Here is a 15,951-nt window from a genome sequence, read left to right as displayed (position 1 = left end):
ACGATGTTCAGGCTCGCGCATATTTCCGATGCTCATCTGGGACCGCTGCCCGATGTAACCTATCGCGACCTCGCGTCCAAGCGCGTGCTGGGCTATGTCAACTGGCAGCGCAACCGCCGCCGCTATATGCATGACGCGGTGATCGACACCATCGTCGCCGACATCACGGCCAGCGCGCCCGACCACCTCGCCGTCACCGGCGATCTGGTCAACCTGGCGCTCGACGGCGAGATCGAGATGGCGAAGCACTGGCTGGAGACGCTTGGATCGCCGCATGACGTTTCCGTGGTACCCGGCAATCACGACGCCTATGTGCCGGGCGCCTTCGACAAGGTCTGCCGGGCGTGGGCTCCCTGGATGACGGGCGACGGCGTCAACAGTCCGGTCGACCGCAATTCCTTTCCGTATCTGCGCGTGCGCGGCAACGTCGCGCTGATCGGCGTTACCACGGCGCGCGCCACCGCGCCCTTCATGGCCAACGGCTTCTTCATGGAAGGGCAGGCCGAGCGGCTCGGCAAGCTTCTCGACGATACCACGCGACAGGGGCTGTTCCGCGCCATCATGATCCACCACCCGCCGGTGCGCGGCGCGGTTCAGCAGCATAAGCGTCTGTTCGGCATTTCCCGCTTCCACAAGCTTATCCGCCGGCATGGCGCCGAACTCATCCTGCACGGCCATTCGCATCTGCCGTCGTTGTTCACCATCGGCCCGCGTGGCGCCAAGGTGCCCGTGGTCGGGGTCGCTGCCGCGGGCCAGGCGCCCGGTGGCAAGCATCCGCCGGCGCAGTACAACATGTTCGAAATCGACGGCGAAAAGGGCGACTGGCGTCTGCGCCTCATCCGGCGCGGCCTGACCGGGCCTGCCATGCCGCCTTCGGACCTGCAGACCATGGACCTCGACGTTCCGGCCGGCGCGGCGCGGCGCACGGGACAATTCGCCGTTTGATGGAACTGTCCCAGCTCTTTGTTTCGACGCAATTGCTGGCGCAGGCCCCGGCGGAGCCACCGGGCCCAACCGCTCACACTTTTCCTGAAATTGCCTGGTCAGAAGCTGATCTTCATCTGCATGAGGCGGTCCCAGAACAACGCCAGCGAAACCGCCAGGCCGACAAGGGCGCCGGCGGCGATCAGGCCCAGGCCGGCGAAGAAAGTCGTCCAGCCGTTGCGGCGGGTCTCGGATTGAATAGGCGGCTCCGCTTCCTGGACGACCAGACGATGCAGGCCCGGAACGGGGCTTTCCACGCCACCCTCCATCATACGTTGCCGCTCGACGACGCGTTCCGCCACGTAGCGCGTCACCGCATCGGCGACCGCTTTCATCTCGGTGGATTCGGCCAGCACCACACGGCCGACGCGCGTATCCTTGAGGAAGCGGTAGGTGCGGCGGTCGCGTCCCATCGCGACATGGCTCACCGCATCGATCCACAGCCGCGGCTGCAGGCCCGACGAGACGGCGAAATCGAAACTGTCCATGTCGGTCGGGACATCGGCAAAGACCGGGGCAAGCTCGGTTGCCAAGAGCTCGAGCCGCATGCGGTGGGCCTCGCGCATGTCGACGACAACGTCATCGCGGTCGGCGAAGGCGTTCTTGACGTCGCGTATGGCATCGGAGAGCTTTCGCGACGGCTCAATGGGGCTGAGTTTGTCGCCTGCATCCTTCATGGGCGGCTGCCTCGCTGTTGGTTAACAGCGAGTTAACACAGTCGCCGGCAAAATGCACTGCCGACGACGGACCGCGCGAACCGGTTCGGTCACGGCGGTGACCCGTCACGGTCCTTGTTCGGGTTGGCGCGGAGCCGGCACAGGCGGACCATCGTTCCGCAATCAGCTTGCCGCCGCGCCCAGCGCCGGACGTAACCGTCTGGCGCGCCGGCGCGTGTTGCGGCGCACGATCTCGGCAACCAGGTCGGGAGCCTCCTCGACAAGCATATGACCTGCGTCAAGGATATGATGGAGATGGAAATGCGACGGCAGAGACTCGGTCTGCTCCACGGGCAGCACCGGGTCCTCCGCTCCCCAAACAACCATCACCGGCATATCGAGCGTGTCCAGTTGCGCGGCAGGGATGACCCCTTGCCGGTCATCCCTGGTCATTGCGGCCGCCATATCGATTAGGATCTGCAACTGGCCCGGCCGTTTGCGCATCCGGCACAACGCCTCGACCGCGTGGTCAGGCGTCGGACTCCGCGGACCCGACATCGCGGCAAGGCAGGCCCGAACCTCTATTTCGCCGGCTGCGGCCGCATAGCGCCGCAGCAGGGGCGCGTTGATTTCGGGGCCGAAGCCGCCCGGTGCCAGCAAGGTCAGCGAAGCAACCTTGCCGGGATCGGCAAGCGCCATCAATGTCGCGACCGCACCGCCCATGGAGTGACCGACGAGATGAACCTTGCCCAGCCGGCGGGCGGCGAGATCGGCAAGGATGGCTCCCGCGGCCGGCTTGGCGCCGCCGGTGCCTTCGCATTCCAGTGAATGCCCATGTCCAGGCAGATCGTAGGCCAGCACCCTCATGCCTGGCCCAAGCGATGCGGCCACATCGCGCCAGATTGCATGGCATGAACCAAAGCCATGCAAAAGCACGATCGTTTTCGGGCCAGCGCCGTATTCAACGGCATGAGGGGATGCAAGCATGAAAACTAGGGTGGCGTGGTAAGAGGGCAGCAAATGCGAAATGTGGCTGAATTGCTCCCTGGCCATCTTGATGGCCAGTAAAATTTTCGCGACCACCGATCCTGCTCCAGCCTGGTCTAAAGCGCCTCGCGCCGAAAGGGATTCAGGTGTTTCGACGCATGTCGTTGTCCCAGAACCGCTGCACATCCCGGGGCGGCATGCATTGGAAGCGAGCAGCGATACAGTTCAGCATCCGGTGGAACCGCTCAATCGTCTCAACCGATTGTTTTTGCAAGGTTTTTACAAAATTCGGCGCAGGCGGCCGACGCGGTTTGCCGAAATTGTCGGTGCCGTGGTTGAAAGGCAGTACGCTGGCAGCAATTGCCGTCAGCTTGGGTTGCCTATTCCAGCTTCGCGCAAAGATTGTACCAGCCGGTCGGTGAGATCGGCGGGATATTTGCGGTCGACGAATGTCGCGCGTGGATCGGCGGCGAATTTCGGGAATTCGACCGTGAGCTCGTTGGCAAGCTCGCTCGCCAGCTTGGCGCGACCCGAAATCCTGGCGCCGATCAGGCGCGCGGCAAGATAATGCGACTTGGATGCCGTCGTGCGCAGCGACTCGCTGGCGACCGCCGCCTTTTTCATGTCGCCCTGCATGAAGGCTCCGACGAACAGGCCATAATCCCACCAGGTCGGGTGGCCGCTGAAGGCCTCGACCGCGTGGCCCAGGATCGGCGTTCCCTCATCATATTTGCCGGCGAAGATCAGGCCGTAGCCGTAGGCGGCGGCCATGCCGAGATCGTATGGGTTGAGCTCATAGGCCTTGCGCATCCAGCGGATCGCTTCGTCCGTGTTGCCGAGACGCGAGTTGAGGTAGCCAAAGGCGCGATGCGCATGCGGGCTCATCGGCCCCATCTGGACGGCGCGGTGGGCCAGCGACATGGCTTTTTCGAGCGTCGCATCAGGCGGATAGGCGTAGTGGCTGGTGACGGCTTCCAGATGAAGCGAGGCCAGTTCCGCGTAGAGAAGCGACGATTTGGTGCCTTCGCCGACCAGCTTCTCGAGGCAGCGATAGGCAGCCTCGTGCGTCTTGGCGCTCTGGTCGAGATAATAGCGGTCGTCGAGCACCAGGCACCCGATCTGGCTGGTCCGGACGTCACTCTGGTCGATGTAGCTGTAGATCGCGCCGGAGGCGGGAACGGTCGAGGTCAGGAGGCTGGCGGCGTTGCTTTCAACCACGCCGGGCGCGCTTTCAGCCGATGTCAGGTTGCGCGACAGCAGAACCCGTCCGGTCGCAACGCTCTGCAACTCGACCCTGACGTCGCCGGCGGCTGGCCCGGGAACAACATAGAAAACGAAACTGATCGGGTCGGCGGACTTATCGCGCGTTGAATCCGCATCGCGCCCGATGAAGTCGATGGTGTCGAACCCGGCAAGGCCGGCGCGCAGCGCCGACGCGACGCGAGCCGCGTCCGCTCCGTCGGCTTTCAGGGCGATGTAGATCAGCGGCAGGGAGTCGAATGTCGGCTGGGCGGCGGTGCCGGCGGCGCCCGCCGTTTCGGCCGTTGCGGCCATGCCGCCGCCGAGGAAGGCGTTGCTTTGACGCAAGATCAGCACGCCGAGCATGGCAATGACCAGAACCATGGCAGCCCAGAAGAACCGCAATTGCCGCGTGAGCGACTGGGCGGGCGCCGCCGGCGCCACGGGCTCGACCGCTGCATGGTTATCGAGATGTTCGGTTGCAACCGGAGCGGCTTCGGCCAATGCAGCGGGCCGCTGCGCGACGGTGCCGGAGACCGACTTGGCGTCGCCGGGCAGCCGGATTGCGTTCAGTTCATAGGAAGGAACATAACCGCCGCGCGGGATCGCGATGCGCACCGGCTCGCCGATACCTTCATTGGCGAAGTACTGCTCCAGGAGTTCGCGCAGCCGACCGGCCTGGACCCTGACCACGGCGTCGGTCGAAGCGTCGAAATCGCCGTCCTTGCCGAAGACGTCCATAGCGATGGAAACGCCCTTCAGCCTGTCCGCCTCGCCGGCCTGCTCGCGTTCGACAAGATAGCGTAAAAGCCTGCGGGCACGCTCGGATCGTCCGAACGTTTCGCTGGCAAGCAGTCGCTCCAATGTCTCGCGCACTGCGGGGGCGGCAGGCGGGGCATGCTCCAAGTGTCGATCCTTCCGAACTCGGCACAGGTTAGGACGCGATCATATAGCGCTCGCGGCGGCGCACAAGGATGCTTGTATTATGCGATCGCGTAAGCCACCGGAAATTCCCCCGCCGGTTAACGAATGCCAGGTTCGGTCTTTCTTTGAAGCGTGGCGCACGCTGGGATGCGCCACTCTGATGCCTGAACCCCATCCAACCGGCCAAGAACAGTTCGCCGTTCGCGCAAACGCCGAACTGCTCTATCTTTCTGTCTTGACGCAATTCCGGACACTACGGCGAAGTTCGCCGAGCCTTACAGTTTCGCATTTTTCCTGGAATTGCCGATGATGCGGTTGGCTGCCGAAACAACGGCCTCCAGCGAGGCGGCGACGATGTTGGTGTTGATGCCGGCGCCGAACAGCTTGCCGCCCGGATATTCCATCTCGACATAGGAGATCGCCGAGGCGTTGGAGCCGCGCTGCAAGGAATGCTCGGAATAGTCGAGCACCGACATCTCCACGCCGACATGGCGCGACAGCGCATCGACGAAGCCGTCGATCGGGCCGGTGCCCGAGCCGGTGATGGTCACTTCCTTGCCGTTGTCGAGGATATCCGCTTCGACCATGCGCCGGCCCTTCACCTCGGTGTCGGGATAGGTGCGGTGGTCGAGGAACTTCAGCCTGGCACCGGGCTGATCGACGTAGGTTTCCAGAAAGCGTTCGTGAATGCGCTTGACCGGCACTTCCTTGCCTTCCGCATCGGTGATCGCCTGGATTGCCTGGCTGAACTCAATCTGCAGATTGCGCGGCAAATTGAGACCGTAGTCGGCATGCAGCACATAGGCGATGCCGCCCTTGCCGGACTGCGAGTTGATGCGGATGATCGCCTCGTAGGTGCGGCCGACATCGGCCGGGTCGATCGGCAGGTAAGGCACTTCCCAGATCGGCGTGTTGGCCTTCTTGAGCGCCTTCATGCCCTTGTTGATGGCGTCCTGGTGCGAGCCGGAGAAGGCCGTGTAGACGAGCTCGCCGACGTAAGGGTGACGCTCCGGGATCTTCAGCTGGTTCGAATACTCGTAGACGTCCTTCATCCGGTTGATGTCGGAGCAATCGAGTTCCGGGTCGACGCCTTGGGTATACATGTTCAGCGCCAGCGTGACGATGTCGACATTGCCGGTGCGCTCGCCATTGCCGAACAGCGTACCCTCGACGCGGTCGGCGCCAGCCATCAGGCCGAGCTCGGTGGTGGCGATGCCGGTGCCGCGGTCATTATGCGGATGCAGCGAGACGATCAGGTTCTCACGGTTGTCGAGGTTGCGGCACATCCATTCGATGCGGTCGGCATAGATGTTTGGCGTCGACATCTCGACCGTCGACGGCAGATTGATGATGAGCTTGTTGTCGGCCGTCGGTTTCACGATCTCGGTGACGGCGTTGCAGATCTCCAGCGCGACCTCGAGCTCGGTGCCGGTGAAGCTTTCCGGCGAGTATTCGAAGCGGTAGCCGCCGCCGGCCTTGGCGGCCATGTCTGTGATCATCTTTGCGGCGTCGGTGGCGATGCGCTTGATGCCGCCGACGTCTTTTTCGAAGACGACGCGGCGCTGCAATTCGCTGGTCGAATTGTAGAAATGCACGATCGGGCGATGCGCGCCCTTCAGCGCCTCGAAGGTGCGCGTGATCAGCTCAGGCCGGCACTGCACCAGCACCTGGAGCGACACATCGCGAGGCACGCCGCCTTCCTCGATGCACCAGCGGGCAAAGTCGAAATCCGTCTGCGAGGCCGAGGGGAAGCCGATCTCGATTTCCTTGAAGCCCATGTCGAGGAGCAGCGCGAACATGCGCGCCTTGCGCTCATGACCCATCGGGTCGATCAGCGCCTGGTTGCCGTCGCGCAGGTCGACCGAGCACCAGATCGGCGCCTTGTCGATAATTTTGTTCGGCCAGGTACGGTCGGTCAGGCCGACGATCGGGTAGGATTGGTATTTGCGTGCTGCATCCGGCATGTGGCCGGACGGGCGCATCTGGCTTTCAGCCTCGCCCTCGCGGATTTCTTCTCGTGCGTTCATCGTCATTTCTCCCGGCGGCCCGCATGCCCGCTTCAGGCGGATGGGTGGCGAGCGTCGCCTCTACATAAATTCGTTCGCTTGATGTGACTTTGCCAAAGTCTGGCCAAGGAGCATGCGCCTTAAGCGGCGGTTTCGACCGCCGGGCGCTCCTTCAGCGAACCCGGCGATCGCCGATAAGGCCGAGAAGAAGCAGGATCGAGGCGAGCGCGCGCGCGGTCTCGCCGGCGAAGCCAGTGCGAGGAGAAGCGACGGTGCGGGCACGCGTGGTCATGGCGGCTCTCTTACAGGAGCGGCCCGGCGGAGGCAAGCGGGACGCATTGTATCTAATACCGTCGCTGGCGCGGATAGTCTTCCCCGCGCCTTGCAAATGCGCCAGACTTGGCTATCGCGCAAAGCTCCGGGGAGGGTGCCGTCCATGAATTTCGTGTTCTTCTCGCCGCATTTCCCAGCCAATGGCGCCGAGTTCTGCGACCGGCTGAAGAAAGCGGGCGCCACCGTGCTCGGTATCGGCGATGCGCCTTATGAGACCTTGAACGGCAAGTTGAAGGCGGCGCTTTCGGAATATTACCGCATCGCCGACATGGAAAATTACGATGCCGTCTTCCGGGCGATGGGGCACTTCATCCACAAATGGGGACGCATCGACCGCTTCGAGTCGCTCAACGAGCATTGGCTGGAGCTCGAAGCCAATATCCGCACCGATTTCAACATCTTCGGCACCAAGGTCGATTTCGTGAAGAATTTGAAGCGCAAAAGCCGCATGCGCGCCTTCTTCCGCAAGAGCGGCGTCGAGACCATCCCGCAGCGCAAATGCTCCGACCGCACTGGGGCCATGACCTTCATCCGCCGTGTCGGCTACCCGGTGGTGGTCAAGCCGGATTCGGGTTCCGGCGCCTCCAACACGTTCAAGATTTCAAATGCCAAGGAGCTCGACCAGTTCTTCAGGGAGAAGCCCGAGGGCGTCACCTTCGTCATGGAGCAGTTCATCGAAGGACTGGTGGTGACCTTCGACGGGCTGGTCAACCGCGACGGCGAGGTGGTGCTGGCCGCCAGCCACCGTTACGACCAGAGCATCATGGAGGCGGTCAACCGCGACCGCCACATGAGCTACACCTGCTTTCCCGAGATCAGCCCGCAGGTGGAGGAGGCGGGCCGCAAGATCCTCGAGGCGTTCGACGTGCGCGAGCGCTTCTTCCACATCGAGCTGTTCGAGACCAAGGACAATCGCGTCATCGCGCTCGAGGTCAACATGCGCCCGCCCGGTGCCTGGATGACGGACGCCATCAACTACACCTTCGACATCGACGTCTATGCCGCATGGGCCGACATGGTGGTCAAGGATGCCGCCGGCGGCCCTTACAGGGGCAAGTATTTCACCGCCTATGCCAGCCGCAAACGCCACATCGACTATTTGCACAGCCATGCGGACGTGCTAGCCGCCCACGGCGACAAGATCGTCCATCACCAGGCCATTGAAGAGGTCTTCAGCCGCGCCATGGGCAACTACGCCTATCAGATGCGTTCGAAGGATCCGAAGGCGCTGCGCCAGGCGGTCGACTATATCCACGCGGAAAAGGCCTGAGCCGATGGACATCTCCTATCACAAGGGCCATGCCCGCAATCTCGGCCGCGACATGGAATACAAGCGCTACGGCCATGCCGGGCGCCCCGTCGTGGTATTTCCGACCTCGCAAGGGCGGTTCTACCAGTTCGAGGATTCAGGCGGGGTCGCAGCACTTGCCGACTTCATCGACACCGGCCGCATCCAATTGTTCACGCTCGACGGCATCGATTCAGAGTCCTTCTTCAACAAGCATGACGACGCGTCGCATCGCATCGCCCGCCACGAGGCCTTTTTCCGCTATGTGCGCGAGGAGGCGCTGCCGGAATTGCAGGCGGTCGCCGCCAAGGCCAATGGCGGACGCAGCCTGAAGCCGCTGTTCTGCGGCTGCTCGATGGGTGGCTACCACTCGTCGAATTTCGTGTTCCGCTTCCCGGAACTGGCGAGCGGCGTGATCTCGCTGTCCGGCGTCTATTCGGCCCGCGACTTCTTCGGCCGGGCGCTGGAGGGCAACATCTATTTCAACTCGCCGCTCGACTATCTGCCCGGCATCGTCGACCAGAAGCTGCTCGGGCGGCTGCGGGCGCTGCGGCTGATCTTCTGCTGCGGGCAGGGCGCCTGGGAAGAGCGCATGCTGGTTGAGACGCGCGAGCTGGAACAGGTGCTGCGCGACAAATCCATCCCAGCCTGGGTCGACTATTGGGGCGGCGACGTCAGCCATGACTGGCCGTGGTGGCACAAGCAGCTTGTCTATTTCTTCGGCCGCTGGCTGGATGACGATCTGATGCACAGGCTCGACTAAGCTGTGCCGATATTCAGGTGAGGCCGGCCTCATCGTAGCCGTTGTCTAGCGGGCCTCGCCGCAGCAAACGTGGATCGACGGTGAAGTGCTCCCTCCCAAGTCCACGCTTGGTCGCGACCTCCCAAAGGCTGGCAGGACTGAACAACAGCTCGTTCGACGGGTTCTCGATCTCGGCAAGGGCCGAAAGTGGCAGCCGATCCGGTTCGCCAGCTGCCCACAGCAACAGATGGGTGTCGAGCAACAGCTTCACCTGTTCACGCCGAACAGCTGTTCGATCTCATCGTCACCCATGCGGTCGAAATCGCCGGGGACGGAAAACTGACCTGCCATAAAGCCACGCGTCGCATCTGCGCCGTGGTCGGCTGATCGATGGGCACGACCTTGACCAAAGGCTTGCCCGCCTTGGCGATGATAAAGGGCTCGCCATTGGCGGCTCGGTCTACAAGACGCGATAGATTGGTCTTCGCACTGTGGATGTTCACAGTCTGCATCGCAGGCGGCTCCAGACAGACTTAGTCCATTGAACTTAGTCTATCTCTCGGGCATTGCCACTATCGTCAACCGACCTTGGTTTCGGGAAGGCCGAAGCCCCCGACAGGTTGGGTCTCGACCTGGAATTCGAAACCGGCGATGAACGGACGCGCCTTGGCGATCGCGGCCTGGACCTCCGGCAGTTGCAGCGAGGCCTTGTGGCTCGCCTGGTCGGTCCACACTTCGGTGACCCAGATCGCGTCGGCGTCGACCGGATCGGTGGCGACGATGTAGCTCAGGCAGCCGGGGAGCGCGCCGGTGCTCTCGCGCAGCACGTGCATGACCGCGTCGCGCTGGCCGCGCGCCGCCCGCATCTTGCCGATCAGTCCGTACATGCCCTTGATCTCCCTCCAGGTTGCAGGCTGCGTCAAGTATGCAATCGCCAGCTCACGGCATCAACTGGCCGCCATTGACCTCGATCACCTGGCCGATGATGTAGCCGCTCAACAGATCGGACGACAGGAACAGATAAGCGCCGACGCAATCCTGCGCGGTTCCGGCGCGGCCTTGCGGAATGGTGGCGACCATGGCCTTGATCTGCTCCGCGCTCGAATAGCGTTCGTGGAACGGCGTCAGGATCGTGCCCGGCGCCACGGCGTTGACGCGGATGCCGAAGCCGATCAGCTCCTTGGCCATGCCGCGCGTGACATTGGAAACGAAGGCTTTGGACGAACCATAGAGGCCGGCGCCGCCGCCGGCGCCGTTGCGGGCGGCGATCGAGGACGTGTTGATGATGAAGCCGCCCTGGCGCTTCAGCCACGGTATCGCCTTGCGCGACGCGGTCAGCACCGAGCGGGCGTTGAGGTCCATCACCGCATCGTAATGCGCCTCGGTCTGGTCGGCATAGGCGATGCGGCCGAGCATGCCGCCGGCATTGTTGACGAGGCCGTCGAGCCGGCCGAAATGCGCCGCGCTCTCCTCGACGACGCGTTCCACATCGGCGGCAATCGAGAAGTCGCCTTGGGTGAGAAACGCCTCGCCGCCATCGTCACGGATGGATTTGGCCAGGCTTTCGGCTGCTTCGCGGCTCGCATTGTAGTGCAGCGCGACGCGGCACTTCTGTGTCGCGTAGGCACGGGCAAGCGCAGCACCTATGCCGGTCGAAGCGCCGGTAACCAGCACCGTCTTGCCGGCAAGATCGGGAATGGCAAGTATCGTCATTTCGGCTGGCCTCCGGGTTGCATTCCTTCGTAGGCCATTGCCGGCCTGGCGTTCAAGCCCGGGCTCGTTCAAGGCTTGAGATAGACATAGCCCTGATGCTGCAGCTCGGCGAGTTTCACGACGCCGCCCTCCTCGGCGACCTCGAAGCCGGCCAGCAGGTCGGCCAGCGTGATGTCCATGCCGCGCAGGGTGTTGCCGCAGGCTTGCGGAACGAGTCCCTGCTGGACAAGGCCGGCAAAGCGGCTGGAAACAGCGCCGGAGGCGCCTTTGGATTTGAAGGCGGCCAGAGCCGGACCGTGCACGACGAGCACGATGTCGACATTGCCGCCGGTGCCTTCATAGTGGTTCTTGATGTTGCCGAGGACGAAGTTGACCTTGTCCGCGTCGCTGAGGTGATAGGCGACTTTTAGTCTTTCCCCAGCTGTTGCCGGATTTGCCCGGCTCAGACCGAATAGGCCCGCAACGCCCGCAAGGCCGGCACGAAAAACGTCACGGCGCAGCATCCTGTCCTCCCTTGGCTCACCCGCACGAGCAATTTTGCATGGTCCGGGCGGCACTCCTAGACTAGCATAATCGCAGTGCTGTCGGTGGGAGGAGGGTCATATGACATCGAGGTCAATGGCGGCGAGGGCCATGGTGGGCGCCGTGCTTTGCGCTGCCCTAGCCGCCTTCGCCTGCGCGGCACGCGCCGGCGATGCTCTCAGCCTCAAAGAACTCAGCCCCAACGGCGCCGACGCCTGCTTCGGCCGCGTTTACGACGCCGCCCATCTCAAGGCGCATCCGCAACAGAAGGTGGCGCGCATCTTCTTCTTCTACGGCCATGACCCGGTCAGCCGACCGAACGAAGAACCGGGTGCGGAGAATGACACATCCTATAACGGCTTTCTGACCACGACGGTGCGCGGCGCCAAGGCACCGGAATGGGCCAGCGGCTGGTGCAACAAGAACGACGCGAGCGACCCGTCGACCATCATCCGTTGCGGCATGGAATGCGACCGCACGCTTGCTTCGCTCAAAGTCGACGACAAGGGAAAGCTTGTCTTGTCCGACCTGTCGCCCGACATCTATCTCGACCCGGATTCGGAGGAGCAGCTCGGCAAGGCTGAGTACAACAAGCAGGCGTTGGGCAGCGAGGACGACAATTTCAAGCTCGATCCGATGCCGGCCGATACCTGCAAGGCGGAGTTCGCGCGCATCGATCCGATCGACCCGGCGCTCGGGGACCCGCTGCGCGTGCGGCTCAAGCCCGACCAGCCGTTCTGCTTCGGGCGCGATTACGACGATGCGCATCTGAAGTCGCATCCCAACCAGCTGACGCGATCGATCCGCGTCTTCCGTGGTTCGGTCGAGCTCGCCGCCTTCGCTCAAAACGGTGACGCCAAGGATTGGCCCGACGGTGCCGACATCGCCGTTTCGGTGACCACGAGGCAGAAAGGCGCGAAAGTCACGCAGACCTATTCCTGCCAGGGCGAGGCCGACCAGTGGCGCTGCTCGGCAAGCTCGAAGATGAGCGATTTTTCCTGCGACATCTCGCAAAAGGAGATTTTCCTCAAGCGCGGCGCCAACGGCACGATGATGATCGCCAATCCCAACAATGCGGTCGCGGTCGTCGACCTCTGCTCGAAGGCGGCGGCGGGCAAGACGAAGTCCGACGACAAGGTCTATCGGCTGCAGCCGTTGCCGCAGTCGGCCTGCGCGCCTTAAGCAGCGCTTCGTCATTCTATGGCGGAGCGAGGAGCGAAGCGACGCGGCGCAGACCATAGAATCCATGCCATGACTTGGAAGCGCCGCCACGGTGCAGAATTCTGCTCTGTTGCACTGTTCGATCGAGGTAACGGCATGGATTCCAGGGTCTTCGCGACGGAGCTTCGCTCCTGCTTCGCCTGGAATGACGAATATTTTCTACTACGCGAAAGGCACCGCTGTTGTGCCTTTCGGCAGCTTGGCTTCGTCGTCCGGCTCGACATGGATGGTGACGCGCACCGAGGGGATCTCGGCCTTCAGCGCGTCCTCGATGCGGTCGCAGATGACATGGCTGGCGCCGACCGACATGTCGGCGTCGACGACAAGGTGGAATTCGATAAAAGTGGCGCGCCCGGCGATGCGCGTCTTCAGGTCATGCACCTCGAGCGCGCCCTTCGAATTGGCCGAGATGATGTCGCGGATCTGCATGTGTTCCTGTCGACCGACGGCGCGGTCCATCAATCCGTTCATCGACGAGCCGATGACATGCCAGCCCTGCCACAGGATGTTGAGCGCGACGATGACGGCCAGCGCGGGGTCGAGGATCTGCCAGCCGGTGAGCACGGCGCCGACAAGGCCGCCGAGCACGCCGACCGACGTCACCACGTCGGTCATGATGTGCTGGCCATCGGCGGTCAGCGCGGGCGACCTCGATTTCTGACCGGCGCGGATCAACATCCAGGCCCAGATGGCGTTGATCACCGTGGCGACGCCGTTCACCGCAAGGCCCTGCCAGGGCTGCTCGAGCGGCGCCGGCTGTTGCCAGGATCGCCAGACCTCGCTGATGATCAGGAGTGCCGCGACGACGATCAGCACCCCTTCGAGCACGGCCGAGAAATATTCGGCCTTATGATGGCCGAAGGGATGGTCCTGATCGGCGGGCTTGTAGCTGACCTGGATCGCCCAGAAAGCGGCGGCCGACGCGATGACGTTGACGATCGATTCCGCCGCGTCCGAATAGAGCGCGACCGAACCGGTGATGTACCAGGCGGCAACCTTGAGAGCGAGCACGACGCCGGCGACGACGATCGACCAGAAAGCAAGGCTGGCGACCTTCTGCCTTGCCGCCGCTTTTGCTTCCTGCGAAGTCATCGCCATCGTCGCACTCATCCGATGCGCCGCGCTAGGCGGCCTTTTCCTTGGCCTTGCGCGGCAGATGCGCGACGATGTTTTCGATGATGCGCATACCGGCGTTGTGACCAAGCGTCATGATCGATTCGGGATGGAACTGCACCGCCGCGATTGGCTCCTTGCGGTGTTCGAAGGCCATGATGACGCCGTCCTCGGTCTCGGCGGTGACCACGAATCCATCGGGCAGGCGCACCGGATCGGCGAAGATCGAGTGATAGCGGCCGACGGTCACTTCCTTGGGCAAGCCCGAGAAGATGATGCCGGGCTTCGAGACGCGGATGCGCGACGGCTTGCCGTGCATCGGGATATGCAGTTGCCGAAGCTCGCCGCCATAGGCCTCGGCCAGCGCCTGCAGGCCGAGGCAGACGCCGAAGATCGGCAGGTCGCGGCTCCTCGCCTTCTTGATGGTGGCGGCGCAGTCGAAATCCTTCGGCGTGCCCGGGCCGGGCGACAGCACGACGAGGTCGGGCTTCAGCCGCTCGAAGACCTCTTCCGGCACAGGCGAACGAACAGTGGACACATTGGCGCCGGTCTGACGGAAGTAGTTGGCCAAGGTGTGGACGAAAGAGTCCTCATGGTCGACGAGCAGGATGTTGACGCCGTCGCCGACGCGCGCGGTGGCGCGCTCGGTTCCGGTGGCGTTGCCGGTCTTGGCGTCGCGAATGGCGGAGAGCATGGCGGATGCCTTCAGTTCGGTTTCGGCTTCTTCTTCCTCGGGCACGCTGTCGAAAAGCAGCGTGGCGCCGGCGCGCACCTCGGCGATGCCGTCCTTGATGCGGATGGTGCGCAGGGTCAGCCCGGTGTTCATGTCGCCGTTGAAGTTGACCATGCCGACGGCGCCGCCATACCAGGCGCGCGGGCTCTTCTCGTTCTGCTCGATGAAGCGCATGGCCCAAAGCTTCGGCGCGCCGGTGACGGTGACCGCCCAGGCGTGCGACAGAAACGCGTCGAAGGCGTCCATGCCTTCGCGCAGGCGCCCCTCGATATGGTCGACAGTGTGGATCAGCCGCGAATACATCTCGATCTGGCGGCGGCCGATGACGCGCACCGAGCCCGGCTCGCAGACGCGCGACTTGTCGTTGCGGTCGACATCCGAACACATGGTGAGTTCGGACTCGTCCTTCTTGGAGTTGAGCAGCTTCAGGATCTGCTCGCTATCGGAAATGGCGTCGTCGCCGCGCTTGATGGTGCCGGAGATCGGGCAGGTTTCGACGCGCCGACCGTTGACGCGCACGAACATCTCCGGCGAGGCGCCGATCAGATATTCGTTTTCGCCAAGATTGATGAAGAAGGAATAGGGGGAGGGGTTGATCGACTTCAGCTTGCGGGAAATTTCCGAAGGCTGGGTCTCGCAGCGCTCGTAGAACATCTGGCCGGGCACGACCTCGAACAGGTCGCCGCGCTTGAAGCTCTCCATCGCCCGGCGCACCAGAGTGGCGTATTCGCCCGGCTCGTGGTCGCCGCGCGGCGGGATGCGGTCGGCGGTGTTGAACGGCTCGACATGGGCGTCGCGCGGCAAGCCCTCGGTCGAAAAACCCTCGCCGGAATAGTCGTAGCGATCGGTCCAGGCCTTGGTCGAATAATGGTCGACGACCAGGATTTCGTCGGGCAGGAACAGCACAAGGTCGCGCTGGCCTTGCTTGCGCTCGAGCTTGTAGTCGACCGGGTCGAACTGGAAGGCGAGGTCGTAGCCGAAGGCGCCGTAGAGGCCGAGATTGGCGTCTTCGGCGGTCTTGAACAAAGCGGTGATGGCGCGCAGCACGGTGAAGACCGAGGGAACGCGACTGCGCTCCTCCTCGGTGAAGACGCGACCGGGTTTTGCCACGTCGAGGCGGATGAGCTTTTTCGAGGTTTCGGCAATCGCCACCTCGCTCAGCGCGGCAAGTGCCTTGGCTATCACCGGCAACAGCGCCTCGCCGCGCGCGTTGAGCGCCTCGATGCGCATGGCGCGACCGCGCGCGGCGATCACCAGCGGCGGATCGATGATGGCCGTGTCCCAGCGTGTGTAGCGGCCAGGATACTCGTAATTAGAGGAAAACACCGCGCCGCGGCGCGAATTGAGGCCGTCGACATAGGCATCGATGGCGCCTTCGTAGGGCCTGTCGTGCCGTTCGCGGGTGATCGTCACCCCGCCCGCGGTGACGAAGCGCTCGGCCCCGTTGTCCAGAACTTTAGTCGTCATTGCCGTCTCCATCAGCGTTTTGG

Annotated in this window: 14 protein-coding genes and 1 pseudogene; 4 read left to right on the top strand and 11 right to left on the bottom strand. The window is 63.4% G+C overall.

What is annotated here, in order from left to right; translation table 11 throughout:
* The first annotated feature begins 3 nt into the window (after nt 1-3).
* Nucleotides 4-945, top strand: a complete 942-nt coding sequence (locus tag F3H96_RS05545) for a metallophosphoesterase (RefSeq protein ID WP_149790927.1) — start codon at nt 4-6, stop codon at nt 943-945.
* Between the two features lie 98 nt (nt 946-1,043).
* Here F3H96_RS05545 and F3H96_RS05540 read toward each other — a convergent pair whose 3' ends face one another.
* The 4 genes from F3H96_RS05540 to leuA form a co-directional block, all read right to left on the bottom strand.
* Nucleotides 1,044-1,661, bottom strand: coding sequence for a hypothetical protein (locus F3H96_RS05540; protein WP_149790926.1), 618 nt, complete (start codon nt 1,659-1,661; stop codon nt 1,044-1,046).
* 162 nt (nt 1,662-1,823) lie between these two features.
* The gene (locus F3H96_RS05535) at nt 1,824-2,627 is read right to left on the bottom strand and encodes an alpha/beta fold hydrolase (RefSeq protein WP_149791166.1); all 804 of its coding nucleotides are present in this window, start codon (nt 2,625-2,627) and stop codon (nt 1,824-1,826) included.
* A 366-nt stretch (nt 2,628-2,993) separates the two neighbouring features.
* Nucleotides 2,994-4,772 (bottom strand): hypothetical protein, encoded by a 1,779-nt coding sequence (locus F3H96_RS05530; protein ID WP_149790925.1) that lies wholly within the window; start codon nt 4,770-4,772, stop codon nt 2,994-2,996.
* 293 nt (nt 4,773-5,065) lie between these two features.
* Nucleotides 5,066-6,817, bottom strand: a complete 1,752-nt coding sequence (gene leuA / locus F3H96_RS05525; protein WP_149790924.1) for a 2-isopropylmalate synthase — start codon at nt 6,815-6,817, stop codon at nt 5,066-5,068.
* A 415-nt stretch (nt 6,818-7,232) separates the two neighbouring features.
* Here leuA and F3H96_RS05515 point away from each other — a divergent pair, with 415 nt between their 5' ends.
* On the top strand, nt 7,233-8,399 hold the full coding sequence (locus F3H96_RS05515; protein ID WP_149790922.1) for an ATP-grasp domain-containing protein: 1,167 nt from the start codon (nt 7,233-7,235) through the stop codon (nt 8,397-8,399).
* A 4-nt stretch (nt 8,400-8,403) separates the two neighbouring features.
* Nucleotides 8,404-9,180: an esterase family protein gene (locus F3H96_RS05510; protein WP_149790921.1), complete on the top strand. Its 777-nt coding sequence runs from the start codon at nt 8,404-8,406 to the stop codon at nt 9,178-9,180.
* 13 nt (nt 9,181-9,193) lie between these two features.
* Here the strand turns inward: F3H96_RS05510 and F3H96_RS05505 are convergent, their stop codons facing one another.
* The 5 genes and pseudogenes from F3H96_RS05505 to F3H96_RS05485 all read right to left on the bottom strand — a co-directional run bounded on the left by F3H96_RS05505 (nt 9,194) and on the right by F3H96_RS05485 (nt 11,375).
* A complete protein-coding gene (locus tag F3H96_RS05505; protein WP_188131299.1) occupies nt 9,194-9,430 on the bottom strand; it encodes a hypothetical protein in 237 nt (78 codons plus the stop codon).
* Nucleotides 9,427-9,671: pseudogene (locus tag F3H96_RS05500) on the bottom strand (type II toxin-antitoxin system prevent-host-death family antitoxin). The gene F3H96_RS05505 and the pseudogene F3H96_RS05500 overlap by 4 nt, the downstream one beginning before the upstream one ends.
* 66 nt (nt 9,672-9,737) lie before the next feature.
* A complete protein-coding gene (locus tag F3H96_RS05495; protein WP_149790920.1) occupies nt 9,738-10,046 on the bottom strand; it encodes a putative quinol monooxygenase in 309 nt (102 codons plus the stop codon).
* Nucleotides 10,047-10,098: 52 nt separating this feature from the next.
* Nucleotides 10,099-10,872 (bottom strand): SDR family oxidoreductase, encoded by a 774-nt coding sequence (locus tag F3H96_RS05490; protein WP_149790919.1) that lies wholly within the window; start codon nt 10,870-10,872, stop codon nt 10,099-10,101.
* Between the two features lie 68 nt (nt 10,873-10,940).
* On the bottom strand, nt 10,941-11,375 hold the full coding sequence (locus F3H96_RS05485; RefSeq protein ID WP_149790918.1) for a DsrE family protein: 435 nt from the start codon (nt 11,373-11,375) through the stop codon (nt 10,941-10,943).
* 130 nt (nt 11,376-11,505) lie between these two features.
* Between F3H96_RS05485 and F3H96_RS05480 the strand changes: the two genes are divergently transcribed.
* Nucleotides 11,506-12,576, top strand: a complete 1,071-nt coding sequence (locus F3H96_RS05480; RefSeq protein ID WP_348530049.1) for a hypothetical protein — start codon at nt 11,506-11,508, stop codon at nt 12,574-12,576.
* Nucleotides 12,577-12,777: 201 nt separating this feature from the next.
* On the opposite strand, the gene F3H96_RS05475 is transcribed toward F3H96_RS05480, so the two are convergent.
* Both F3H96_RS05475 and F3H96_RS05470 read right to left on the bottom strand, forming a co-directional pair.
* Entirely contained in the window at nt 12,778-13,707 is a 930-nt protein-coding gene (locus tag F3H96_RS05475) for a cation diffusion facilitator family transporter (protein ID WP_188131306.1), read from the bottom strand.
* Nucleotides 13,708-13,738: 31 nt separating this feature from the next.
* A complete protein-coding gene (locus tag F3H96_RS05470; protein ID WP_149790915.1) occupies nt 13,739-15,928 on the bottom strand; it encodes an anthranilate synthase in 2,190 nt (729 codons plus the stop codon).
* Nucleotides 15,929-15,951: the final 23 nt, after the last annotated feature.

Source organism: Mesorhizobium sp. NFR06, from assembly GCF_900115245.1.
Lineage (GTDB): Bacteria > Pseudomonadota > Alphaproteobacteria > Rhizobiales > Rhizobiaceae > Mesorhizobium.
This window is presented reverse-complemented; position numbering and strand designations above follow the sequence as displayed.

Excerpts from the sequence above, each read along its gene's own strand:
- F3H96_RS05515 (WP_149790922.1), top strand. The coding sequence starts at position 7,233 with ATGAATTTCGTGTTCTTCTCGCCGCATTTCCCAGCCAATGGCGCCGAG.
- F3H96_RS05480 (WP_348530049.1), top strand. The coding sequence starts at position 11,506 with ATGGTGGGCGCCGTGCTTTGCGCTGCCCTAGCCGCCTTCGCCTGCGCG.
- F3H96_RS05540 (WP_149790926.1), bottom strand. The coding sequence starts at position 1,661 with ATGAAGGATGCAGGCGACAAACTCAGCCCCATTGAGCCGTCGCGAAAG.
- F3H96_RS05545 (WP_149790927.1), top strand. The coding sequence starts at position 4 with ATGTTCAGGCTCGCGCATATTTCCGATGCTCATCTGGGACCGCTGCCC.
- F3H96_RS05495 (WP_149790920.1), bottom strand. The coding sequence starts at position 10,046 with ATGTACGGACTGATCGGCAAGATGCGGGCGGCGCGCGGCCAGCGCGAC.
- leuA (WP_149790924.1), bottom strand. The coding sequence starts at position 6,817 with ATGAACGCACGAGAAGAAATCCGCGAGGGCGAGGCTGAAAGCCAGATG.
- F3H96_RS05535 (WP_149791166.1), bottom strand. The coding sequence starts at position 2,627 with ATGCTTGCATCCCCTCATGCCGTTGAATACGGCGCTGGCCCGAAAACG.
- F3H96_RS05475 (WP_188131306.1), bottom strand. The coding sequence starts at position 13,707 with ATGACTTCGCAGGAAGCAAAAGCGGCGGCAAGGCAGAAGGTCGCCAGC.
- F3H96_RS05510 (WP_149790921.1), top strand. The coding sequence starts at position 8,404 with ATGGACATCTCCTATCACAAGGGCCATGCCCGCAATCTCGGCCGCGAC.
- F3H96_RS05470 (WP_149790915.1), bottom strand. The coding sequence starts at position 15,928 with ATGACGACTAAAGTTCTGGACAACGGGGCCGAGCGCTTCGTCACCGCG.
- F3H96_RS05485 (WP_149790918.1), bottom strand. The coding sequence starts at position 11,375 with ATGCTGCGCCGTGACGTTTTTCGTGCCGGCCTTGCGGGCGTTGCGGGC.
- F3H96_RS05490 (WP_149790919.1), bottom strand. The coding sequence starts at position 10,872 with ATGACGATACTTGCCATTCCCGATCTTGCCGGCAAGACGGTGCTGGTT.